Origin of the sequence: Actinobacillus arthritidis (genome assembly GCF_029774155.1) — a bacterium.
Lineage (GTDB): Bacteria > Pseudomonadota > Gammaproteobacteria > Enterobacterales > Pasteurellaceae > Actinobacillus > Actinobacillus arthritidis.
In genome coordinates, this window is sequence record NZ_CP103833.1 from 2,162,225 (window position 1) to 2,186,898 (window position 24,674).

Annotated in this window: 22 protein-coding genes and 6 pseudogenes; 9 read left to right on the forward strand and 19 right to left on the reverse strand. The window is 39.4% G+C overall.

Annotated elements, in window-relative coordinates:
• Positions 1–66: 66 nt before the first annotated feature.
• From manA to NYR89_RS10425, 9 genes and pseudogenes are all read right to left on the reverse strand, one after another.
• Positions 67–1,272: a mannose-6-phosphate isomerase, class I gene (gene manA, locus NYR89_RS10385; RefSeq protein ID WP_279445747.1), complete on the reverse strand. Its 1,206-nt coding sequence runs from the start codon at positions 1,270–1,272 to the stop codon at positions 67–69.
• Complete coding sequence (locus NYR89_RS10390) at positions 1,272–1,727, reverse strand: DUF986 family protein (protein ID WP_279445748.1); 456 nt, start codon at positions 1,725–1,727, stop codon at positions 1,272–1,274. Before NYR89_RS10390 ends, manA begins: the two co-directional genes overlap by 1 nt.
• Positions 1,728–1,894: 167 nt before the next feature.
• On the reverse strand, positions 1,895–2,731 hold the full coding sequence (locus tag NYR89_RS10395; protein ID WP_018652372.1) for a PTS mannose transporter subunit IID: 837 nt from the start codon (positions 2,729–2,731) through the stop codon (positions 1,895–1,897).
• A 13-nt stretch (positions 2,732–2,744) separates the two neighbouring features.
• Entirely contained in the window at positions 2,745–3,569 is an 825-nt protein-coding gene (locus NYR89_RS10400) for a PTS mannose/fructose/sorbose transporter subunit IIC (protein ID WP_279445749.1), read from the reverse strand.
• 11 nt (positions 3,570–3,580) lie between these two features.
• A pseudogene (gene manX / locus NYR89_RS10405) lies at positions 3,581–4,559 on the reverse strand (PTS mannose transporter subunit IIAB).
• A 276-nt stretch (positions 4,560–4,835) separates the two neighbouring features.
• On the reverse strand, positions 4,836–4,928 hold the full coding sequence (locus NYR89_RS10410; RefSeq protein WP_279445750.1) for a methionine/alanine import family NSS transporter small subunit: 93 nt from the start codon (positions 4,926–4,928) through the stop codon (positions 4,836–4,838).
• A gap of 11 nt (positions 4,929–4,939) precedes the next feature.
• Positions 4,940–6,453 (reverse strand): annotated as a pseudogene (locus NYR89_RS10415) (sodium-dependent transporter).
• A 380-nt stretch (positions 6,454–6,833) separates the two neighbouring features.
• On the reverse strand, positions 6,834–8,105 hold the full coding sequence (locus NYR89_RS10420) for an HlyC/CorC family transporter (protein ID WP_279445751.1): 1,272 nt from the start codon (positions 8,103–8,105) through the stop codon (positions 6,834–6,836).
• Between the two features lie 95 nt (positions 8,106–8,200).
• Positions 8,201–8,992 carry a cytochrome C assembly family protein gene (locus tag NYR89_RS10425; RefSeq protein WP_279445752.1) on the reverse strand — a complete coding sequence of 264 codons (792 nt, stop codon included), beginning with the start codon at positions 8,990–8,992 and terminating at the stop codon, positions 8,201–8,203.
• 210 nt (positions 8,993–9,202) lie between these two features.
• Here NYR89_RS10425 and yceD point away from each other — a divergent pair, with 210 nt between their 5' ends.
• The 8 genes and pseudogenes from yceD to yggU all read left to right on the forward strand — a co-directional run bounded on the left by yceD (position 9,203) and on the right by yggU (position 14,090).
• Positions 9,203–9,727: a 23S rRNA accumulation protein YceD gene (gene yceD, locus NYR89_RS10430; protein WP_279445753.1), complete on the forward strand. Its 525-nt coding sequence runs from the start codon at positions 9,203–9,205 to the stop codon at positions 9,725–9,727.
• Positions 9,728–9,744: 17 nt separating this feature from the next.
• A complete protein-coding gene (rpmF, locus tag NYR89_RS10435; protein ID WP_279445754.1) occupies positions 9,745–9,915 on the forward strand; it encodes a 50S ribosomal protein L32 in 171 nt (56 codons plus the stop codon).
• Between the two features lie 24 nt (positions 9,916–9,939).
• Positions 9,940–10,975, forward strand: a pseudogene (gene plsX / locus NYR89_RS10440) (phosphate acyltransferase PlsX).
• Positions 10,976–10,986: 11 nt separating this feature from the next.
• Entirely contained in the window at positions 10,987–11,937 is a 951-nt protein-coding gene (locus tag NYR89_RS10445; RefSeq protein ID WP_279445755.1) for a beta-ketoacyl-ACP synthase III, read from the forward strand.
• Between the two features lie 47 nt (positions 11,938–11,984).
• Positions 11,985–12,746, forward strand: a complete 762-nt coding sequence (trmB, locus tag NYR89_RS10450) for a tRNA (guanosine(46)-N7)-methyltransferase TrmB (protein ID WP_279445756.1) — start codon at positions 11,985–11,987, stop codon at positions 12,744–12,746.
• Between the two features lie 46 nt (positions 12,747–12,792).
• Positions 12,793–13,133: pseudogene (locus NYR89_RS10455) on the forward strand (YggL family protein).
• Between the two features lie 124 nt (positions 13,134–13,257).
• Complete coding sequence (locus NYR89_RS10460) at positions 13,258–13,791, forward strand: YggT family protein (protein ID WP_279445757.1); 534 nt, start codon at positions 13,258–13,260, stop codon at positions 13,789–13,791.
• Positions 13,791–14,090, forward strand: a complete 300-nt coding sequence (gene yggU / locus NYR89_RS10465) for a DUF167 family protein YggU (protein WP_279445758.1) — start codon at positions 13,791–13,793, stop codon at positions 14,088–14,090. The genes NYR89_RS10460 and yggU overlap by 1 nt, the downstream gene beginning before the upstream one ends.
• A gap of 58 nt (positions 14,091–14,148) precedes the next feature.
• Here yggU and NYR89_RS10470 read toward each other — a convergent pair whose 3' ends face one another.
• The 9 genes and pseudogenes from NYR89_RS10470 to NYR89_RS10510 form a co-directional block, all read right to left on the reverse strand.
• Positions 14,149–15,549 (reverse strand): cytochrome-c peroxidase, encoded by a 1,401-nt coding sequence (locus NYR89_RS10470; RefSeq protein WP_279445759.1) that lies wholly within the window; start codon positions 15,547–15,549, stop codon positions 14,149–14,151.
• 165 nt (positions 15,550–15,714) lie between these two features.
• Positions 15,715–16,038, reverse strand: a complete 324-nt coding sequence (locus NYR89_RS10475) for a zinc ribbon domain-containing protein YjdM (protein ID WP_279445760.1) — start codon at positions 16,036–16,038, stop codon at positions 15,715–15,717.
• A gap of 122 nt (positions 16,039–16,160) precedes the next feature.
• Positions 16,161–17,468, reverse strand: coding sequence for an oxaloacetate decarboxylase subunit beta (locus tag NYR89_RS10480; protein ID WP_039198771.1), 1,308 nt, complete (start codon positions 17,466–17,468; stop codon positions 16,161–16,163).
• 16 nt (positions 17,469–17,484) lie between these two features.
• Positions 17,485–19,289, reverse strand: a pseudogene (gene oadA, locus NYR89_RS10485) (sodium-extruding oxaloacetate decarboxylase subunit alpha).
• A 15-nt stretch (positions 19,290–19,304) separates the two neighbouring features.
• Entirely contained in the window at positions 19,305–19,562 is a 258-nt protein-coding gene (locus tag NYR89_RS10490; RefSeq protein WP_279445761.1) for an oxaloacetate decarboxylase subunit gamma, read from the reverse strand.
• Positions 19,563–19,742: 180 nt separating this feature from the next.
• Positions 19,743–21,013: pseudogene (locus NYR89_RS10495) on the reverse strand (SLC13 family permease).
• Positions 21,014–21,111: 98 nt separating this feature from the next.
• Positions 21,112–21,726: a L(+)-tartrate dehydratase subunit beta gene (gene ttdB, locus NYR89_RS10500; protein WP_015674462.1), complete on the reverse strand. Its 615-nt coding sequence runs from the start codon at positions 21,724–21,726 to the stop codon at positions 21,112–21,114.
• Positions 21,723–22,028 carry a fumarate hydratase gene (locus tag NYR89_RS10505; protein ID WP_279445762.1) on the reverse strand — a complete coding sequence of 102 codons (306 nt, stop codon included), beginning with the start codon at positions 22,026–22,028 and terminating at the stop codon, positions 21,723–21,725. The genes ttdB and NYR89_RS10505 overlap by 4 nt, the downstream gene beginning before the upstream one ends.
• Positions 22,003–22,626, reverse strand: a complete 624-nt coding sequence (locus tag NYR89_RS10510) for a fumarate hydratase (RefSeq protein ID WP_279445763.1) — start codon at positions 22,624–22,626, stop codon at positions 22,003–22,005. Before NYR89_RS10510 ends, NYR89_RS10505 begins: the two co-directional genes overlap by 26 nt.
• A gap of 230 nt (positions 22,627–22,856) precedes the next feature.
• On the opposite strand from NYR89_RS10510, the gene NYR89_RS10515 reads away from it, so the two are divergent.
• The gene (locus tag NYR89_RS10515; RefSeq protein WP_279445764.1) at positions 22,857–23,789 is read left to right on the forward strand and encodes a LysR family transcriptional regulator; all 933 of its coding nucleotides are present in this window, start codon (positions 22,857–22,859) and stop codon (positions 23,787–23,789) included.
• Here the strand turns inward: NYR89_RS10515 and NYR89_RS10520 are convergent.
• On the reverse strand, positions 23,734–24,570 hold the full coding sequence (locus NYR89_RS10520) for a DNA ligase (protein ID WP_279445765.1): 837 nt from the start codon (positions 24,568–24,570) through the stop codon (positions 23,734–23,736). The genes NYR89_RS10515 and NYR89_RS10520 overlap by 56 nt on opposite strands.
• Positions 24,571–24,674 lie beyond the last annotated feature (104 nt).

Consider the following 24,674-nt stretch of genomic DNA (forward strand, 5'->3'; position numbering starts at 1 on the left):
AATTCACCTCAATTTTCTTTAGGATTAAAATCTGATTTTAATTAACTATAGTGTATATTGTCAGATTTACGGCACAGTTGCAATGACAGCATAACCGTCAGTTTCCGCAATAATCTCAACTTGGCTGTCTGTCGCAATAAAAACAGATTCACCTTGCTGTAAATAAATGGATTCTTCGCCTAAATCGATATAGATACTGCCTTTCATAACCAGCAAGATACTGGCACTATCCGTAGTAAAGTTTTCTTCATCAAACGCCTTAAATTCCATATGTTGTAAAGCAAAATCCTTTGCTTCCGGTGTCGGATAAAGATGAATAAATCCGTCGCTTTCTTGATAAGGCGGAATAATTTTCGGTGTAATAGGGCGATAATCAATCGAATGTAAAAGTGCCGGCACATCAATATATTTAGGCGTTAAACCGCCACGAATAACATTATCCGAATTTGCCATTAATTCAATGTTCTGTCCACGTAAATAGGCGTGAGGTAAGCCGGCTCCCTGATATAGACCTTCACCTTTTTTCATATGTACGATATTGAAAAAATAGAAGCTGATTAAACCGCCGTCAATTTCCTCGAGCGGCGATTGCATATTTTCAACAATATAGCAGACCCAATAATCCGGATTATCCAGTTTCAACTTATCTGCTTGATATTCTGCACGTTTTGCTTCTACCACAGGCAAGATCCATTGAGCAAGCTGTTGTTTATCCGCTTGCATAATATCGGCATAAACGAGAGGCAAACCTTTTTCTTCTAACGCTTGAGCAATAGGTTTAAGGGAATCGTGAACTTGCAGAGAAGCTTGAATTTCACTAATGGCTTTAAATCCGTGCAATGCCCATACATCGGATAAGGCAATCATCATCTCCGGTTTATGGTTAGCATCTTTGTAGATTCGATTCGGTGCATTTAACGGAATATTACGTAAATTTTCCTGCTCAAAACCATATTCAGCTTCGGTTTTAGTCGGATGCACTTGAATAGAAAGCGGTTGTTTTATATCTAAAATTTTCAATAAATAAGGGAGTGTGTCCCCGAATTGATCACGAATTTTGTCACCAAGCAATTCAGGGGCGGTTTCAATGACTTTATCAAGAGGAAGCCAATTTTGCTCAAAAAGCATATCGGACGGTGCGACAGGATGAGCACCTAACCAATATTCTGCGTAAGGTTTATCATCAGGTTCGGATAATTTCAGAAAGTTTGGAATAAAGCTCATTCCTCCCCAAACATAATGCTGAAATTTACCTTTTAATTTAAAAATCATTATTTATATCCTCCAAAAAAGCTTACCACTTTCTCAATATCTTCGGGTGTTTGAATACGTACGAATAAGCGTCGTCCGCTTTTCAAATCAATCACAAGAATTTGTGACTGAGCCAAGTTAATTTGATGAATATTATCATACTTAAAAAATACATTGGCAAAAAAGAACCCTTGTTCTTTCAATATCAAACGTGGCGAACGTAAAAAAGTCACATAGATACAAAGTATAATCGAAAACGCCAACAAATAAACCGTTAACGCTTCAATGCTATTCCGTACACCATAAGCCATCGTTAATGCAATTAATCCGATTAAGATCCACGCATCTCCTTTTACTTGGCGTTGTAATTGCACGACTAGTTTCGTTTCACCTTTCAGCTTAGGCATAATCACTTGATCGTAAACAGCAAAAGCGAGTACACAGATAATACCGACAAGAAGAATTATGTTTGTCATTGACAATTTACCACTCAATAAAATGAAGGTTATAAAAAACAAGCGGTCAAAATTTATTGAATTTTTGTAAAAAAATCCGCAAATTTTACCGCTTGTAAAATAAGACCACGGAAACACAAATTATATCTATGCGATTAGAGTAAGTCGGTTTCCGTGGAAAAGCAATATTAAGCTAATGCGCCTGTCGCCGCACCTAAGATACCGATAACAAAGAAACCTACGATAATCCAAAGTGCATTTACACGGTTACGTAGTAACCACATACAAGCAAAGGTTAATAATAACGGTAATAAACCCGGCATTAAGCTATCAAGAATTTGTTGTACGGTTGTTGTTTGCTCCGTACCGTCTTGCATTTGAATCGTAGAAACGACAAGTGGCACATTGATGCTTGTCCATTTCTGAACTAACGCCCCCATGATAAATAAACCAAGGATTGATGCGCCTTCCGTTAATTTTTGCAACAAGCCGCCACTCATATCTTGTACTACGTCTAAACCTTTTTTATAACCGTAAGTTACACCATAGTAACGGGTCGCTAAACGAACTAGGTTAAATAATACGAAGAATAAAATCGGGCCGAGGATTGAACCGTTTAATGCGATACCCGCACCAAGCGCCGCAAATACCGGACGTACCGTACCCCAGAAGATTGGGTCGCCTACACCGGCAAGCGGTCCCATTAAACCAACTTTAATACCGTTGATTGCCGCATTGTCGATCTCTTTACCGTTTGCACGCTCTTCTTCCATTGCAATCGTCACACCTAATACCGGTGCGGCAACGAATGGTTGAGTATTAAAGAATTCTAAGTGACGTTTAATCGCATCTTTACGTTCTTGTGAGTTTTGGTCCGGATATAAACGTTTGATCACCGGTACCATTGAGTAAGCAAAACCTAAGCCTTGCATACGTTCAAAGTTCCATGAACCTTGGAATAAGTTTGAACGACGAACAACCGCATTCAAATCACTTTTTGTTACTTTTTTAATTTCAGTCGTCATAATAAATTCCTTCTTAGTCTAAGCGGTTGTCTAAGCCGTTATCAGTCGCTTGTGCTACCACAACTTGTTGGCTTTTGTTGTATTTAGGATGTAATTGGATATAAAGCAATGCCATGATTGCACCTAATGCACCTAATGCAACAAGGTTGAAATCAGTAAAGCCAGCAATTACAAAACCTGCGAAGAAGAAAGGCATTAAGTGACCCGCACGCATCATATTGATAACCATTGCGTAACCTACTACCGCAATGAAGCCACCTGCAATTTTAAGACCTGTTGTCACAACCGGCGGAATTGCATTTAACATTGTTTGTACAACGTCAGTACCTGCTGTTAACGCAACAACAAGCGCCGGGATAGCAATACGCATTACTTGAAGCATTAACGCACCACGGTGTAACCAGTCTAAGCGAGTTAAGCTACCGTCTTCGATTGATTTATCTGCCGCGTGTTGGAAACCAACGGTAATTGCACGCACCACATAAGTTAATACTTGACCTGCTGCCGCAAGCGGAATTGCAACTGCGATACCTGTTGCGATTTCTTGACCGCCAACAATAACAAGGATAGTTGAAACAACAGAAGCTAATGCCGCATCCGGTGCCACTGCCGCACCGATGTTCATCCAACCTAATGCCATTAATTCCAGCGTACCGCCGATAATAATGGCATTTTTAATCACTTCTGCAGAATCCGGTGCACCTACTGATAACGCTAAACCAACTAACGTACACGCCACAATTGGACGTTGCGTTTGCCATTCATCAAGGATTGAACCTGCGCCTGAAATACAAGCGACAAGGAACACGAAAAGAATTTGTAAGAATGAGAGTTCCATAATAATTTCCTTTAAATTAAGTTATTTTTCTTCAATAATTCCATCATATTCTGACGACTATCACTTGCTACTTTACGTACTTCTAATTCAACGCCTTTTGAGTCAATCGCTTTAAATGCATCAATATCTTTCTGATCTACTGCCACCGCATGGCTAACCATTTGTTTGCCTTCTTTATGAGAGATACCGCCTACGTTGATTGAAGTTAACGGAACACCGCCTTCAATTAGGCTTAATACATCGCTTGGGTTAGTAAATAGTAGCATTACACGATCGTCTGCATATTCAGGGTTGTTATATACACGGATCATTTTCGCAACATCAACCACGTGAGCGGTTACACCTAGTGGCGCCACACTTTTCAGCATGGTAGAACGTACTTTATCTTTCGCCACATCGTCATTTACGACGATGATACGTTTTACTTTGCTTTCTTTAGTCCATACGGTTGCAACCTGACCGTGGATTAAACGGTCATCAATACGTGCTAATGCAATCGTCATACGGCGACCGTCATCCACAATTTGTTGTGGGGCTGGCGCTGTCGGTTGCGACTGTGCCGTAGAAGCTACCGATTCTGCTACAGCCGGTTGGTGATTTAATGAACGTACGCCTGTTGAGCCGGCTTCTAACACCACCTCAACCAATTCTTCTAGCGATTCAACATCATCACGAGCCATACATGCATTTACCAGCATCGGAATATTCACGCCGGTTACGACATCCATATTTGTTTTGCCTTCTTGGAAACGGTTTGCCGCATTAAATGGACTACCGCCCCACATATCAACAAGGAAAAGCACTCGATCACAATGTGATAACTTGCCTTCCACTAATGCTTGATATTTACCCATAATGGTTTCTGCATTTTCGCCAGGCACGAAGTCGATATAGGCAACGTCTGACTGCTCGCCGATCAACATCTCAGTGGTTTTGAGAAGTTTGCTCAGCGGCAACACCATGGGTTGCTATAATGATAGCAATATTCATCATTTTCTCCTTTATAATGAATTTACAAAACTTGCTTTATTGAAAATTGGAGTAAATTTATTTTATTGGTTTACATAAATCAAACCTAATTTTCTTAATTTGTGAGATATATCGCATTTCTTTGCTTGTTTTGTATGTTATATAACCTATTAAGTGTATTTTTATTAATTTTATTTTAAAATTAATTATCGAAATTAATAGGAAAGTACGAAGATAAGATAAAAAAAGACCGCTATTAAAAAATAGCGGTCTTTTTGAGAGAATTTTTGACAAATATTATTCTTTAGGTAAACGTTTGATAGCGAGAAATAATCCGCCCCAAATAATAATAAGTGCAATGCTCATCATAATAATTGCTGAAGTATTCATTAGATTGCCTCCTATTGCTCTACATTAAAGTCTGCTTCATTGTTCCATTTCAAGCGAGAGAGGATAAATGCTACCACAATCAGTGCAATTGCCATTCCCCAACCGAAGATATTGATAAACCAGTTTGGATAGCCTTCATAACCTTCATTAAAGACTTTAATAATTTCACTGAATAACATAAAGGCTAATACACCTGTAGTGATAACTACACATAAACGCCATAGCGTACCAACTTTAATCGAAGAGGTTTTATTAATATGATGTCCCAGTGTGCTGAGTTTACCTTTAGCTACGATAGCGACTAAAGAAACGAAGGCTACCGCAACAATACCGAAGTTATTGACGAATTTATCCATCACATCCAACATCGGTAAGCCGGTTGTAGTGCCGAATAATACAACAGATACAACCATCATTGGTAAGCCGACAATAAAGGTTGAAGCAATACGACCGAATTTTAATTTGTCTTGCATTGCGGCAATAATCACTTCAATTACAGAAATGAATGAGGTTAATGCGGCAAATGTGAGTGAACCGAAGAATAACACGCCAAGTAAAGTTCCCATCGGTGCTTCATTAATAATGGTTGGAAAAGCAAAGAATGCTAAACCGATACCGCCTTTTGCTACTTCGCTAACTTCCTGGCCGGCGACGGTTGCCATAAAGCCTAAAGTCGCAAATACCCCAATCCCTGCTAACACTTCAAAACTGGAATTGGCAAAGCCTACCACCATACCTGTTCCGGTAAGATCCGCATCTTTTTTCAAGTATGAGGAGTAAGTTACCATAATGCCGAAGCAAATGGATAATGAGAAAAAGATTTGACCATAAGCGGCAATCCATACACTTGGATCGGCAAGTTTTTCCCAGTTTGGCGTGAATAAGGCATCTAAACCTTTGCTTGCACCGGGTAGGAATAATGCTGAGATAACTAAGATGATAAACATCACAACTAACACTGGCATTAGAATACTTGAAGTTTTTGCGATCCCTTTTTCTACCCCTAATGCCAATACGATAAGTGCGATGATCCATACAGCAATCAATGGACCCACAACCATACCGACAAAATCAAAGCTGATACCATTAGCAACATCAGCCATTTTCAGAAATTCACCGACAAAGAAATCGACTGGTTTATCTCCCCACGCTTTAGTTAGGGAGAAATAGGTATAAACTGCCGCCCAACCAAGTACGACTGCATAATAAATACCGATGATCACATTCACTAAAACTTGCCACCAGCCGAATACTTCAAAATGCTTATTTAAACGGCGGAAAGAAAGGGGGCGGCAGCACGATGACGATGTCCGATAGCAAAATCTAAGAAGAGCGACGGAATCCCGGCAGTTAAAAGTGCCACGATATAAGGAATAATAAATGCACCACCACCATTTTCGTAAGTGGTATAAGGGAAACGCCAAATGTTTCCTAAGCCAACGGCTGAGCCGATGGCGGCAATAATAAAGGCATTACGTCCTGAAAATGTAGCACGAGTTGCCGGAGCTGAGTTATGAGAAGACACGAAATATACCTCAAAGTTTGAATTTTAAACACACGTTTTTATTTAGAAAAAATAGATAGCGGATAAACCGCAATGGCGAGAAATATGCCGAAGAATTGTTGAGAAGTAAAGCTGATAAAATAAAATATATTGGCATTTTTGTGTGTTTTTTTAGATAAATAAACTGGTTAGTTGTGTTTGTTTTGGATTATTATTCTGATTTTGTTTGGTTTTTAGAGGTTTATATAGTGTGCTGATTCAATTTGTAGCACAAATGTTTGAATATCAAGGGCTTAAAAAATGAGCAGAAAAGAATGGGTAGGAGAAAGGACAACAAAGCGAAATGAGAAAAGCGGCTAATTTTGTTAAAAATTTGACAAAATTAACCGCTTATCGGATGACTATTCTTTGGTTGGGAGAACTGGTTCGACTTTAGCTTGTTTTACCATATTATCCGCCACTTCTAGAACTGTAACTTTTAAATTATTCAGTTCAAATTGCGTATCTTCATCCGGAATTTTTTCAAGATGTTCCAAAATAAGACCGTTGAATGTTCGTGCTTCATCAACCGGTAAATTCCAGCCAAATAATTTATTTAAATCACGTAAATTTGCTGAACCTTCAATAATGACCGTGCCATCCGATTGTTGCTGAACTTCTTCTTCGATCGTTGGCGCGGTGGAAGTAGTAAACTCACCAACAATTTCTTCTAAAATATCTTCTAAGGTAACTAAACCTTTAATATCGCCATATTCATCAACCACTAAACCGATACGCTCTTTATTGCTTTTAAAGTTCATTAATTGTGTCGTCAGTGGTGTGCCTTCCGGAATAAAGTACACCTCGTCAACCGCACGAATGAGTGTTTCCTTACTTGGTTCGTCTTTTTCTAATAACAAGCGGAATGCCTCTCGTACACGCAACATTCCTAGCACATTTTTATCCATATTGCCTTTATACAACACTACTCGGGCATGTGCCGCATGATTTAGTTGACGCATAATGGATTTCCAATCGTCATCAATATCGATACCGCCAATATCATTACGAGGTACCATAATATCTTCGACTGTTACTTTTTCCATATCTAAGATGGAAATTAACATTTCTTGGTGTTCAGTCGGAATAAATTTCCCGGCTTCCAAAACTACACCACGTAATTCTTCCGCACTTAATCCGGTGTTTTCATCTTTTTTAACGCGTAAGAGTTTCATTAAAGCGTTGATGATTAAATTCATAAAGAATACCAACGGCATTAATAATTTTTTTAATGGGGTCAAGATGTAACTTGCAAAAAAACCGATTCTTTCCGGATAAATTGCGGCAATCGTCTTAGGTAAGATTTCTGAGAAAACCAGCATGACAAAGGTCAATGCACCAGTTGCAATTGCCACACCGGCATCACCGGCTAAACGCATACCGATCATTGTTGCAATTGCAGAAGCGACAATATTGACTAAGTTATTACAGATAAGGATGAGGCTGAGTAATACATCTGTTTTACTGAGTAACTTTTCTGCAAGTTTCGCCCCTTTATGACCGCTTTCGGCAAGGTGACGCATTTTATAACGGTTAAGTGACATTAAACCCGTTTCAGAACTTGAGAAAAATGCAGAAAGGAATAAAAGAATGGCGAGTGAAATAAAAAGCGTACTCAGGGGAATACTGTCCAAAATAAAAGTCCTATATAAATGAATCATTAAGCGGTCAAATTTGAAAAATTATTTGTAAAATTGCCGAAAATTTAACCGCTTCCAGTATCTATCGGTTAGACAAAATGGCTACCGAAATAACCGACAGTAAGTAGTATTGTACCTAAAATCGAATAAATTAGCACCCGATTTCCACGCCAACGGAATTTCCATTGTCCTAAAAGCTGGATATTGTAAACAAGCCAAGCAAGGAATGAGAATATTGCTTTATGGATTTGTTCCGGTGCAAAGAAGTTATGTAAATAAATCATACCTGAAATTAATGTCACCGTGAGCAATGCTTGAGCGACTAATGTTAGTGTAAAAAAGTGGCGTTCTACAGTCATTAACGGTGGTAACATACTACAAAAAACTGCTTTTTTACTTTTAAGTTTCTTATCTAGCCATTTTAATTGGAATGCATAAATTAAAGCGAGGAAAAACAGAGCATAAGAAAAAATTGCAATGCCTAAATGGAATATAAGCCCAGTGTTTTGTGCAATATTTTTGACAAAATTACCGCTTGTAAAAGTAGAGATGGCGACACTACAGATACCAAAGGTATAAACGACCATCAACGGAAACCAAACAGTTTTCCAACGCGGTAAAGCCAGTGTAGCGAAGGCCGTTAGTAATAAACTCATCATTGAATTTACGTTTGCGAGCGAGAAATTTTGCCCTATTCCCCTTAAAATAAATTCCTGAGATAAGCTGATAGTGTGGAATAGTACGGCAAGCAAACCGAAACCAAAGACCGCTTTAATATTCGGTTTTTGATCTGCAGTTTGGTGTTCTAAATTGACGAGTGTGGGAGTAACCCATAATAATGCGGTAAAATAAGCGAGCATCGCTAAAGTAGCAAATAACATTGTCATCCCGTTTAAATTCAAAATAAGAATAGTTTTCAGATACAAATTACCAGTTTTATTGATTTTTTGCTATGGTTAGATGTGAAAAAATTCTTAAAGTTTACCTTATATCAAAGCATTTGAATGATCTTATCTCACAGTAGATATATTTTAGAAAAATCCGATTTTCTCTTTGACTATTTTGCTTTCTATCTGTAATATGCACACCCTATGCAAAAGGTAAAACTACCCCTTACTATTGACCCATATAAAGACGCTCAGCGTCGAATGGATTACGAAGGCTATTTTCCAAGTAGTCTACTTAGTCGTTTGGGTGAATCAGTATGTAATGTGCTAAGCGATGCACAAGTTACTCTCTCGTTATATGTTGATCCACAACGCTTAACCGTCATTAAAGGGACGGCGAAAGTTGAGGTGGAATTTGATTGTCAACGATGTGGTAACCCGTTTACACAAACGCTTGACTGTTCGTTTTGTTTCAGTCCAGTGTCCAATATGGATCAGGCGGACAATTTGCCCGAAATTTATGAACCTATCGAAGTAAACGAGTTCGGTGAAGTAAATTTACTAGATATGATTGAAGATGAATTTATCATCGAATTGCCTCTAGTCCCGATGCATAGTGAAGAACACTGTGAAGTGTCCGTGAGTGAACAGGTGTTTGGCGAATTGCCGGAAGAATTGGCGAAAAAACCTAACCCGTTCGCTGTATTAGCTAATTTAAAGAAAAACTAGATCTAGGAGTATAGCCAATGGCTGTTCAACAAAATAAAAAATCTCGTTCACGTCGTGATATGCGTCGTTCACACGATGCATTAACAACAGCGACAGTTTCAGTAGATAAAACAACTGGTGAAACTCACTTACGTCACCACGTAACTGCTGATGGTTACTACCGTGGTCGTAAAGTAATCAACAAATAATCTCGGTTAGTTTCGAGGTATCAGTTGAATCGTCTAACCCTCGCGTTAGATGTGATGGGCGGGGACTTTGGTCCCCGTATTACTATCCCGGCATTATCTTTAGCATTGGAAAAAAATCCAATGTTATCTTTTGTTTTATTTGGCGATCAGAGCCAATGTTCTCCATTACTTAATTCCCTTCCGTCTACGCAAGCAACAGCGAATTAGTTTTGTACATACATCTCATATTATTGAAGCCGATATTCCTTTTACTCAAGCATTACGCCAAAGTAAAGGCAGTTCAATGCGTTTGGCATTGGAAGCTGTGGCTAAGGGAGATGCAGACGGCTGTATAAGTGGTGGAAATACTGGGGCATTGATGGGATTAGCTAAATTATTGATAAAGCCCTTGCCAAATATTGAACGTCCAGCATTGACAACCTTAATTCCAAGCATCAATGGTAAATCAAGCGTGATGTTAGACCTTGGGGCTAATGTGGAAGCGAATACTCGCTTATTATGCCAATTTGCTGAGATGGGTAATATTTTTGCCGAAGTGATGCTTGATTTGGTTTATCCGCGTTTAGCATTATTAAATATCGGTACGGAAGAGAATAAAGGTACTCAAATTATTCGTGATACGCATCAGTTGCTTAAACAGCGGTATGATTTAAACTATATCGGTTTTATTGAAAGCGATAAGCTAATGAATCATATGGCGGATGTGATTGTTTGTGACGGTTTTAGCGGTAATATTGCCTTAAAATCTTTAGAGGGTGCGACGAAAAATATTCTTACCCTATTTAAAAAAACAACGCCAGATTCTCATCTTTGTCATACAGCAAAACGTTATTTGTTGCGTGCAATTTTTTACCGCTATTATCGTAAATTACAGCAAATTAATCCGGATCGACATAACGGAGCAACATTATTAGGATTGTCTTCCGTTATTGTAAAAAGCCATGGCGGAGCCGGTGTAAATGCATATTTTTATGCGATAGATCATGCGATTGGGCAGATCAGAGGCAAAATTCCTGATAAAATTTCACAAGGTTTAAACAGATTACATCAAAATTTATAGAGAATCGAAATATGTACAGCAAAATTCTAGCAACAGGCAGTTATTTACCTGCTCAAATTCGTACTAATGCTGATTTAGAAAAAATGGTAGATACAACCGATGAGTGGATTTTTACTCGATCAGGAATGAAAGAACGCCGTATTGCCACAGCAGAAGAAACGGTGGCGACAATGGGAGCGGAAGCGACTAAAAAAGCATTGGAAGTAGCAAAAATCGATCCTAATGAAATTAATCTTATCGTAGTTGGAACGACAACAAACTCACATGCCTATCCAAGTGCGACTTGCCAAATTCAAGGCATGTTAGATATTAAAGATGCAATTGCTTTTGATGTCGTCTACGCTTGTACCGGTTTTGTTTATGCGTTAAGTGTTGCTGATCAATTTGTACGTACTGGAAAAGTAAAAAAAGCCTTGGTTATCGGCTCTGATTTAAATTCTCGTGCATTAGATGAAACTGATCGCAGTACGGTTGTGTTATTCGGTGACGGAGCCGGTGCGGTTATTCTTGAAGCCAGTGAAGAGCAAGGTATTATTTCAACTCACTTACATTCATCTTCCGATACAGAATATATGCTTGCTTTACCGGCACAAAAGCGTGGTGATGAAAAATCCGGCTTTATTCAAATGCAAGGCAACGCCACCTTTAAATTGGCGGTAGGTCAGCTTTCAAGCGTAGTGGAAGAAACCCTTGAAGCCAATAACTTACAAAAATCGGATTTAGACTGGTTAGTGCCGCATCAAGCGAATATTCGTATTATTGCCACAACCGCAAAAAAACTCGAAATGGATATGTCGCAAGTGGTATTAACAGTTGAAAAATACGGCAATAACAGTGCGACAACCGTGCCTGTTGCGTTAGATGAAGCGGTGCGTGACGGACGTATTCAACGCGGTCAATTATTATTACTTGAAGCATTTGGTGGCGGTTGGACTTGGGGTTCTGCCCTTGTTCGTTTTTAGCCAATGCCATTTCTAACAAGCGGTCAAAAAAGATAGAATTTTTACAAATGTCAGAAAAACAAACTTTTGCAGATAAAAAACGTAAAACCGTAGAACAAGCTGAATTTACCGAAGATGGTCGCTATCTTCGTAAAGTGCGTAGTTTCGTATTACGTACCGGGCGTTTAAGTGATTATCAACGTGATATGATGAATAATAACTGGGCGAATCTCGGTTTGGATTATCAAAACACGCCTTTCAATTTTGAACAGATTTTCGGTAACAACAATCCGGTTGTGTTAGAAATCGGTTTTGGTATGGGACGTTCATTGGTTGAAATGGCGGAGCAAAATCCGGATCGAAACTACATTGGTATTGAAGTGCATACACCGGGTGTTGGTGCTTGTATCGCTTATGCGGTAGAAAAAGGTGTAAAAAACTTGCGTGTGATTTGCCATGATGCCACGGAAATTTTACGTGATTCGATTGCCGACGGTTCGCTTGGTGGTTTACAACTCTATTTCCCGGATCCATGGCAAAAAGCGAAACACCATAAACGCCGCATCGTACAGCCGGAATTTATCACTCGAGTGCTAACTAAATTAGGTGATAATGGTTTTATCCATTTCGCAACCGACTGGGAAAACTACGCAGAACATATGTTGGAAGTATTACGTCAATTCGAGAAAGAATTACGCAATACTTCGGCAACCAATGACTTTATTCCACGCCCGGATTTTCGTCCTTTAACCAAGTTTGAAGAACGCGGTCATCGTCTTGGACACGGTGTGTGGGACTTATATTTCGTTAAACAAACACAATCGGTTTAACGATTGATTTTAACTATCCATTCTCATTAAATAAGGGGAGATACAAATGGCTATTCAACGTAACGCGCGTCAGCGTAAAAAAATGCACTTAGCAGAATTCAAGAATTAGGCTTCTTAGTAAAATTCCAATTTGCGGAAAACACAGGTATTGATCAAATTGATTTAACCGTAGACCGTTTTATCGCAGAAGTAATCAAACCAAACGGTTTAGCTTATGAAGGTAGCGGTTACTTACATTGGGAAGGTTTAGTTTGCTTAGAAAAATTAGGCAAATGTGATGAGTCTCACCAACAATTAGTAAAAACTTGGTTAGAAAACAATGGCTTAACTCAAGTTGAAGTAAGCGATTTATTCGACATCTGGTGGGATTATCCGGTTCAAGGCTAATGTTTTAGCAACAAGCGGTTAAATTTTGCAAAAAAATTGCAAATTCCGACCGCTTTCTATCATGAGGGCGGGTGTATTCCCGCCCGAATAGTTTATAGAGATATTTTTTATAAGAGGAAGATAGATGGAATTTCTAGCCCCGGTTCTTTCAATCATTATTGGCTTTTTTAGCTTTGTATTAATTTTGCGTACTTGGCTTCAATTTTGCCGTGTTGATCCCTATATGCCGTTATCCCAATCCCTTTTACGCCTTACTTCACCCTTAGTGAATCCGGTAAGTAAAGTGCTCCCGACCGTAAAACATATCAATTTTGCCGCATTACTGATTGCGTTGTTATTGCTTGCATTCGAGAAATTTGTGTTAGGCGTACCCGTTGCAATGGCAGTATTAGCCGGCTTACTAGGTGTCTTGAAAACCTTCGGTCAAATTCTGTTTTTCACCACTTTAATTCGTGCCTTAATGAGTTGGGTCACACGTGGTGATCACCCGTTAGATTATATGGTGGCACAAATCACCGAGCCGGTATTAGGCTTTATCCGTAAATTATTACCGCGTACCGGTATGTTGGATTTTTCGGTGATGGTACTCGGTTTCGGTCTAATTCTACTCAATAACCTTTTCTATAATATATTTGGCGTGCTTTGGGCGATTGCTTAATGGAAGCGGTAGAACGTATAGAAAATCCATATGGCATCCGCCTGCGGATTTTTTTACAACCAAAGGCAAGTCGCGATCAAATTGTCGGTTTACACGATAACGAACTCAAAATTGCGATTACTGCCCCGCCGGTCGATGGTGCGGCAAATGCGTATTTGCTGAAATATTTAAGTAAGTTATTTAAAGTGCCTAAAAGTAGTATCGTGCTTGAAAAAGGCGAGCTACAGCGACATAAACAATTATTTGTGCCGGAGCCGAAATTGCTTCCGAAAGAAATCGAAGCATTGCTGAATAAATAAGAAAGCGGCGGGATTTTTGCAAAGTTTTGCAGAAATCCCACCGCTTGTTTATGTGAAATTATTTCACTTTTTCATTGGTTAGTAATTTGCCTTTATATTCACCGGTTAGTGATTCTAAGAAAGCAACTAACTCATTAAGCTCCGTATCAGAGAACTGTTTATTGCTTTGATAAATCCCCATAATACGAACCGCTTCTTTTAAATCTTTCGCACTCGCATCGTGCATATATGGTGCGGTCAACGCTACGTTACGTAAAGTCGGTACTTTGAAACGATGCATATCACTTGGATCTTTCGTTACTGCATAACGACCTTGATCCGCATCGGTTAATTCCGTACCACGATCTTTGAAGTAGTCGCCGTATAAGCCCATATATTCAAATGATTGTCCACCCATTGCCGTACCAGTATGACAGGTGTCACATTTCGCATTTTTGAAATGTTCATAACCACGTTTTTGTACGTCAGTTAATGCGTTTTGATCACCTTTTAAGAAACGGTCGAAGGCACTATTCGGTGTAATAAGCGTTTTCTCAAATTCACCAATCGCATCGGTCACATTTGCTTGGTCAAGATGTGGATAAACCGCTAAGAAACGTCGCATAAAGTCTTCGTCTTTGCTTAATCTCGCTAAGATCTCATCCCAAGTTTTTGACCCCATCTCAACCGGATTGGTTGGCGGACCGCCCGCTTGATCAGCTAATGTTTTCGCACGACCGTCCCAAAATTGCCATTTATTAAATGTCGCATTAAATACGGTTGGTGCATTGATTCCGCCTTTTAAGCCGTGAATCCCTTCCGACACCGGTAAGTTATCCACACCTCCTTGAGCTAATTGATGGCAGGTATGGCATTGGATTGAACCATCACCAGATAAACGTCCGTCAAAATAAAGTCCTTCACCTAATGCAACTTTATGCGGATCGGTTGCTAATTGAGCCGGGATTGGTTGTACTAAACGAGTAGCATCTGCACCTTCTGTTTTTGGTAAGAAATGTGCTTGGCGTTGAGCTGTAATCCAATCCAAAATGATTTTTTTCTGTGCATCATCAGGACGAGAACCCCAGTGTATGTGGATATATTTCGCAATCGGCATTTCATCATTGCGAATAACTTGCTCTAATTTAGCCAAATCAGCCTCAGAAAGTTTACTTGGATCTTTCATTCCTTCAATTAGACGATCCAAACGGAAAAAGCGAGTTCCCTTTTCAATGTCTGTCGCTAACATTTGGCTTGCGATAGGTAATTTTGAATAAGTAGGTAATTCTGCATTCGGTGTGTGACAGTATTGACAGCCATTTTCAAACATCACACCCGCAACGGCTTGATGTGACTCCGGTAATTCGGTCATGACAAGTAATTTAGGCGCTTGTTCTTTATCGAACCAATACGCATATCCCACGAGAGAAAAATAGCCAATACCGGCAACGGCTAAGGCTGAAAGTAAATATTTTTTCATAGGTAACCTCCGTTTAAGTGAGGTTACTATTATCCCTAAAATTAGGTATATTTTTTTGATATTTGTCAATAGTTTTAATCTATAAGAACTATCCTAACAATATGTAGAAATTATTAAATAAAAAACGCTTACAGAAGTAAGCGTTTAGAATAGAAATCAAGTTAATTAGGCTTTTTTCAAAAATTCTGATTTCAGCATAATTTTACCGCAATCAACATTATGATCGCCGTTTACTAAGCGAATACCTTTGAATTTAGTCCCTTTTTTTAATACTTCAGATGAACCTTTTAGCTTTAAATCCTTAATTAGCAAGACATCATCGCCATCAGCTAATAAATTACCATTGCTATCTTTCACAATTAATTGGTCTTCATCTTGTTCTTCAACTTCTTCTCCGTTCCATTCATAGGCACAGTCAGGACAAACAAATTGAATTGAATCGTGATAAGTGTTTTCGCTTTTGCATTTAGGGCAAACAGGGTATGTCATATAAATAAAATCCTTAATCTTCTAAAAGTCAGCTATTTTATAATGAAATGCCATAAAAAGTAAGCGGTCAATTTTGATGTAAAGTTTACTTCTAAATTGACCGCTTCTTATACAATGATAACTTACATCATCGCCGCAATGTATTTTAACATTACACCGGCCGCGATGGCTGAACCGATTACACCGGCTACGTTTGGCCCCATTGCGTGCATTAATAAGAAGTTTTGTTTGTCATATTCCAAACCGACTTTATTTGATACACGAGCCGCCATTGGCACGGCAGAGACGCCGGCAGAACCGATAAGCGGGTTAATTTTGTTTTTGCTGAATTTATTCATCAATTTTGCCATTAATACACCGCTTGCGGTACCGATACAAAATGCAATTACGCCTAATACTAAAATGCCTAAAGTTTGTGGTTGCAGGAATTTATCTGCAACTAATTTTGCCCCGACTGATAAGCCAAGGAAAATTGTCACAATATTGATTAGCGCATTTTGTGCCGTATCATTTAAACGTTCCACCACACCACTGACACGCATTAAGTTACCGAAACAGAACATACCGAGTAACGGTGCCGCATCCGGCAGTAATAACGCCACAAGTAAGAGTAAGATAATCGGGAACAGAATTTTTTCTCGATTGCTTACCGTGCGTAATTGCACCATACGAATTTTGCGTTCGGCATCTGTGGTTAACGCTTTCATAATCGGCGGCTGAATCAACGGCACTAACGCCATATAAGAGTAAGCCGCTACTGCAATCGCACCGAGTAATTCAGGCGCAAGTTTACTTGCCAGATAGATTGCGGTCGGGCCGTCCGCACCACCGATAATACCAATCGCCGCCGCTTGCGGTAGAGTAAAGTCAATAATACCTAACCAGTTCAAACCTAAAGCGCCGAGTACGGTTGCGAAAATACCGAATTGTGCCGCCGCACCCAATAAGAGTGTACGAGGGTTCGCGAGTAACGGGCCAAAGTCCGTCATTGCGCCCACGCCCATAAAGATGATGAGTGGTGCAACACCATAACCAATTGCAACTTTATAGAATAGCGCTAGCACACCGGCGGTATAGCCCATATCTCCGGCAATCACTTCTAGCTCGTTTTGTACCGAAGGAGCAACTAGTGCAATCGCTTCTTTAATGCTGTGTACATCCAAACTTGCACTATTTACTTTCGCCGCAATAATCGCTAGCTGTTCGGTTGTGCCGTGATGTAACAGATTATCTAAAGCGGTCATTGCCAAACCGGCTTCCGGAATATTGGATAACAAACCGCCAAAGCCGATTGGCAGGAGAAGGAGCGGTTCAAAGCCACGGGCAATCGCAAGCCAGAGCAATAGCAGACTTACCGCAATCATAATCGCTTGTCCTAGCTCCATATGCATAATGCCCATGCCCTGAAACAGAGCGATAATACTTTCCATATCAACTCCTTATCGTTTAAGCAAGATTCATTAATACTTGATCAACTGCAACGACATCACCTTGTTTTGCCGCAATGCCTTGGACTTTGCCGGCTTTTGCCGCACAAATTTGAGTTTCCATTTTCATTGCTTCAAGAATTAATAACACATCGCCTTCCGCCACTTGTTGACCTTCGGTTACTTCGACTTTAAGAATGTTACCTGCCATCGGTGCTTTGACCGGTTCAGCATTTGCACTGGTTGCCGCCGGAGCCGCAACTTGTGGTGCGCGGTTGGGGCTGTTGGTGCAATATTAGTAATATCACCACCTTCACTGACTTTCACCACAAAGGCTTTGCCTTCAAGTTCAACCGTATAAACGGCTGGTTCGCCTGCTTTTGCTGTGTGAGAAGCGGTCGGTTTTGCCGCTTCTTTTGCAACTTCTGCGGTCGGAGCCGGTTCGAAGGCGACCGGATTATTACGATTTTCTAAGAATTTCCAACCGACTTGTTGGAATAACGCCACGATTAACACGTCATCAATCGTATTTTCTGAAAGCGTAATGCCTTTCTCTTTAGCTTGTGCGGTCACTTCCGCCACTAATTTATCGATTTCCGGTGCGATATGGTTTGCCGGACGATCGGTAATCGGCGCAAGACCTTCAAGCACACGTTCTTGTAACGCTTTATTAACCGGCGCAGGCGTACGACCGTATTCGCCTTTTAAAATACCGGCGGTTTCTTTGGCGATGGTTTTGTAGCGCTCGCCCATTAACACGTTCATTACTGCTTGGGTGCCGACAATTTGAGATGTTGGCGTAACAAGCGGAATATTACCGAGATCTTCACGTACGCGAGGGATTTCTTGTAATACAAGATCAAGTTTGTCACTTGCATTTTGTTGTTTTAACTGGCTTTCAAGGTTGGTTAACATACCGCCCGGCACTTGTGCAACTAAAATTCGGCTGTCTACACCACGTAATTGCCCTTCAAACTTCGCATATTTTTTACGAACGTCACGGAAGTAAGCTGAGATTTTTTCAAGTTGAGGGATATTCAAACCAGTGTCATAAGGTGTGCCTTGAAGTGTTGCGACAATAGATTCGGTTGCTGGATGACCATAAGTGCCGGACATTGAAGAAATTGAAGTATCTACACCATCAACACCTGCTTCAATCGCTTTTAATAATGCCATTTCCGCCATACCAGTGGTTGAGTGGCAGTGTAAGTGAAGCTCTACGTCATAACGTTTCTTAATTTCACTGACTAATTCGTACGCGACCATTGGGGTTAAGATACCTGACATATCTTTAATAACGAGAGAATCTACCCCAATTTCCAGTAATTGTTCGGTTACGTCTAACCACGTTTGTAAGGTGTGTACTGGACTGGTGGTATAACTTAACGTACCTTGCGCATGACCGCCATGTTTTTTGACCGCTTGTAATGCCGCTTGCATATTGCGAGGGTCATTTAACGCATCAAACACACGGAACACATCCATCCCGTTTTTGACGCAACGCTCCACAAAACGATCTACTACATCATCGGCATAATGACGATAGCCTAATAAATTTTGTCCGCGTAATAACATTTGCAACGGAGTATTTGGAATCGCTTTTTTCAATTCACGCAAACGTACCCAAGGATCTTCACCTAAAAAACGGATACAGCTATCAAAAGTCGCACCGCCCCATGCTTCTAAAGACCAATAGCCGATTTTATCTAATTCAGCCGCAATCGGTAACATATCGTCTAAACGTAGTCGTGTCGCAAACAAAGATTGGTGTGCATCACGTAAAACAACATCAGTAATCGCAATTTTTTTGTTTTGAATAGTCATGTTAAAAATCCTCTATTATTTTAATCCTTGTTGGCGACGGTGATGAGCGATAGCGGCTACAATCACAGGTCGTAAACGTTCTAAATCATTGATTGGAGTGCTGTTTGACACAGGTTTTGCCGCGGGAGCAGGGATAGGTTCAGGGAAGTATTTATTAATTAGCGTAGAAATGAAGCTAATTGCATAAATTAACACGATAAGGAAAAGTAACACAAAGCCCATTCCTGAAATCATCAAATTTATGCCTTCACCAAAAAGTTCTGCATTTGTCATAAATATATCCTTATTTGTGTGATGTTCTTTAAAGATAGGCAAGATCACTCTTTTCTGCAAATGGTTTAGCTCAGAAATGCGGAGCAGTTCACAAATTTTTTCTTCATTTGATTAAGATACAGTTGAAACTGGAGAGTGTTTTGCAAGTTTCACTCCAAATTTAACCGCTTGTATATTCTCTTATGGAAAAAATGGAAAGAAAATAGGCAGTAAAATCAAACTTACAATCGTAGATACGATAATGAGTGGTAAGCCTGCTTTAACATAGTCCATAAATTTATAACCGCCAATTGATAATACCATTGTGTTCGCAGGCATACCGATTGGTGTTGCATAGGCACAGGAACTACCGATAACAGTTGCCATTAATACTGCTCGTGGATCAGCTCCTAAAGAACTCGCAATTGATAAACAAATCGGTGCGAGTAGTGCTACGGTCGCAGTATTTGACATAAAATTAGTCAGTACACAGCTAATGATAAAGACGGTAGTCAATAATGCAAATGGACTTGGATTTGAACCTAATAAACCAATGACAAAATTAGCAATATCTTTACCTGCCCCTGTATTGTTTAATGCAGTAGCAAGAGCTAAAGTACCACCAAATAAGAAAATGACTTGACTGTCGATAGATGCATAGGCTTGTTTTTCGTTCATTACTCCTGTGACAACCAGTAATAATGCACCTACGCAAGCTGATACATAGAGTTTTATACCTATTACATCTTCAAGTACCATTGCTAATAAAGTACCGACTAAGATGATAAGTGAGAGCCATTGCTTCCAAGTAACTACATCTGCTGTTTCTTTTTTGTTGCCGTATATAGAATTTTCGATACTTAAATTTTCTGTATTAGGTAAAAAACGATAACCTATCAGTATGAAGTACAGAATCCCAACAATAAGAATGGGTAAACCGACTTTGGCATACTCAAAAAAACCGAATTTGAGATTGACTTGTTCTAAAATACCTTGTGCGATTAAGTTACCAGGTGCGCCGATAAGTGATAAGTTGCCACCCATTGCCGCAAAAAAACCAGTGGCATTAACAGACGTGAACGGGCAAATCCTGATTTGGTCGCAATGCCTACAACAACAGGAATTAGAATAGTCGCTGTGCCAGTATTGGATAATACACCAGACATCAGCCCGGTAACGAGCATTAAGACAATGGTAAGTTGCCGTTCGGTTTTGGCAAATTTTGAAACCAAACCTCCGATTTTATTTGCCATACCTGTTTCAAACAATGCTCCACCAATGACAAACATTCCAACAAATAAAATCACGTTACTATCTATAAAACCTAGAAAGGCTTCCTTCGGACTCAGCACGCCAGTTAAAATTAAACCAATACAAACAATCATTGCGGTAACAGCGAGAGGTAATTTTTCCCATACAAACATCACGACGGCGAAAAGTAAAAAGAGTAGTGTTATCGTACTTGCGACCATAATTGCCTCCAAGAGTGAATTTCTGAATTTTGGGTATAAGAAACCCCATACACACAAGTGTATGTATGGGGAGATTTTTTTTGATAAGACGTTATTTACTATTTGATGAAATCAACGTGTTTGCAGATTTCTTCAATCGCTTTGTCTTTGCGTTCGTTGAAGATAACTTTATTTTCTTCAAAAATATTGCGACCGTGGGTATCAATAGACACAATTAACGGACCGAACTCTTTCACTTTGCATACCCAAAGCGTTTCAGGCATACCGAGGTCTTTCCATTGTGCATCAACAATTTCTTCTACACATTCAGCCGCCAATACTGCACAGCCAGCAGGGAATACACAATGTAATGCTTTATAATCGCGACAGCCTTCCATTGTGCCTTGTCCCATACCGCCTTTACCAACGATTACCTTCACGCCGGTTTGCTTGATAAATTCTTTCTCGAATTTTTCCATTCGCATTGAAGTAGTTGGACCGACCGAAACCATTTCATATTTATCATCACCAAGCGGTCGAATAATTGGACCTGCATGGAATATTGCACCACCGTTGATATCCACTGGTAATTCACGTCCGTTATTGATTAAACGACGGTGTGCCACATCACGACAAGTGACGATATAACCGTTCAAATAAATGATGTCGCCAATGTTGATGTCTTCCAAGTCTTCTGCTTTGATTGGTGTGGTCAAGATTTTTTTGTCGCTCATAGTGTCACCCCCGAATGTGAAGTAATGGTGTAGTTGAGGTCTTTATCGAAAATAATATGTCCTTTGCGGTGTGCCCAACAGCCCACATTTACACTTACACCGATAACTGACGGATGGCGAGCGGTATTTTCAATGTTTACCCCTAATACTGACATTCTACCCATTAAGCCTTGTGGACCTAAACCGATACTATTGATTCCATCCTCTAATAGTTGCTCCATATAAGTCGCTTTTTCATTTGAGTTACGTTCACCTAGAGGACGAAATAATGCTTTTTTAGATTGTACTGCTTGCAGTTTCAACGGAAGTTGCAATTCCTACACCAACTAATAATGGCGGACAGGCATTTAAACCGTAACTAGTCATCACATCCAACACAAATTTGGTTACACCTTCGTATCCTTCACCTGGCATAAGCACTTTTGCTTGTCCAGGTAATGAACAACCACCGCCTGCCATATAAGTATCTAATTCCAGTTTGTCACTGTCCGGTATAATTTCCCAAAATACACTTGGTGTGCCTTTACCTACATTCAAACCGGTATTATATTCATCAAAGGTCTCCACACTGTTATGGCGTAACGGCGCTTCTTTAGTCGCTTGAATAACCGATTCTTTTAATAGTGCTTCAAGCTCACCAATGTAAGGGAAATTAGCTCCGCATTTCACAAAAAATTGAATTACACCAGTGTCTTGGCAACTTGGACGATTTAATTTTTTGGCTAAACGTTGGTTATCGAACATTGCACCGTAAATAATTTTTGGTAATTGTTCTTCCTCTTTCTTACGTAATTCTTCTAATTTTGCCATTACGTCGTCAGGTAATACTTTACCGGTAAAACCGACAAATTTAGCAATGGTATCAGTTAGATAACGTATGCCTTCTTCTTTTGTCATCATAGATCACCCCATTTGGATTTGATTTGTTTAGCCTTTCGACTTCCCACTAAATTAAACAAAGCTTTGATATGGCGAATAGTACTGAAGAAGTATAAAATAAGTCCAATACGATTTTTTGCATACTAGGTATAGGTAAATGCCTATATAATGATAAATGGTTGAATTTTATGAATTTTTTGAGAATCTTTGATGGAATTTAACCGCTTGTAAGCTAAAAAAGAGGAAAAAAGATGGAATTTCGGCAATTTAAATATGTATTAAAAGTAGCAGAAGAGCGTAATTTTTCCAATGCGGCGAAAAAATTATTCATTTCTCAACCATCATTGAGCCAATTTATTCAAAAAGTGGAAGAAGAGGTTGGTTCACCTTTGTTTGATCGTAGTGTTTCGCCGTTAAAATTAACTTATGTCGGGGAGCTTTATGTAGAAAAAGCTAAAGCAATAATAGATATTCAACACCAATTTGAGCAAAAAGTAGATGATATTTTGAATGTCAAACGTGGAAGAGTGACGATCGGTAGTACACCATTCCGTAGTGCTTACTTACTTTCGAGAGTATTGCCGCTTTTTAGCCAACAATATCCAAAAATTGATATATTTTTAAAAGAAGATAGTACCCGTAATTTAGAAGAAATGGTTACACATGGATATGTTGATTGTGCTATTTCATTATTACCTGTCAACGAAAAATATTTTGATTATGAAATATTATTTGAAGAACGAATGTTGTTAGCAATCCCTCCGGAACATGGAATTGCTAAAGAACTAGGGTTAAAAGCCGGTGATCATTCTTTTAGTCAAAGAGTATGTTTAGAACAATTTAAACAGAGCCGTTTTATTAAAATGAATAAAAATCATAAATTACATGAGATGCTTATTAAGCAGTGTGAATTAGCCGGTTATGTACCTGAAATTGCCTTGGAAACAGAAAGTATGACTACGGCTCAATCGTTAGCGGGAGCAGGGTTAGGTGTAGCATTATTACCTGAAACATTAGTGTCAAAAAATCATTTTGATAAAGAACCCTGCTATGGAGAGCTAGATATACGTCGAACAGTTATAATCATTTATCGTAAAAATAGTTATTTATCACGTGCGACACGTGCATTTATTCAGTCACTACGTGAATTGACCCAATGTCCGTTCTCATCCGAAAAAATGTAGCAAAACGTGGTTTTCCTTGTTTGGTAAGACCTCGATATTTATACGTAATCAAACTTCCGATAGGTGGTGGATTTTCACGATCTTTATCTTTAAAACCGGAGCCGATACGAAAACGTCCACGCTGGTTTTCACAAGTGATTGCGCCCAGTTTATCGCGATATTTCCCTTTGCCGTTATGGTGAGCAATGACGATACATTCTTCATCTAATACAGGTTTTAATTTGAGAATTTGTGCAGAACGTCCTTTTATGTAAGCAGTATTCGGATTACGTACCACAACGCCTTCGCCGTATTGGTCAAGTACTTGCTGATAGAATTGCATTAAATGGGCTTTATCTTGAATCGGAATCTGTTCAATAATTTGAATATAAGGGGTAGGGTGCTGTGAAAGATAATTTTTCAATGTAGTTAATCTTTCAAATAGATTGCCATTAGCATTCGGCACATCAAAAACATAGAGTTTCAGTTTATACCAGCCTTTTGGCTCATTGGCTCTGGTGATACTTGAGATTTCTTCAAATTGTCCTCTTTCGCTAAAAAGTTCGCCATCAATCGCAAAAGGTGGGAAATCTTTAATAAAATAGTCCGGAGGCGCAAGCGGATTACCTTGGCGGCTGATAAGTTGCTTGCCGTCCCAATAGCCCCGTACACCATCCAGTTTTTCGCTCATTACCCAGCCGTTTATATCTTGATCTCGATATTGACCTAGTAACATCAAGTCTGGTGTTTTGGCAAAAAGTGATGTACTAAAGCATAAAAGTATAAAAAGGAGAGTTTTCATATTGCTTACCTATTAAGAAAAGAGGTAATCCAATATACACAGGATCGAACAAGCGGTCTGATTCTAAGAAAATTTTTCCGATCAGGATCGCAAAATTTTTATCA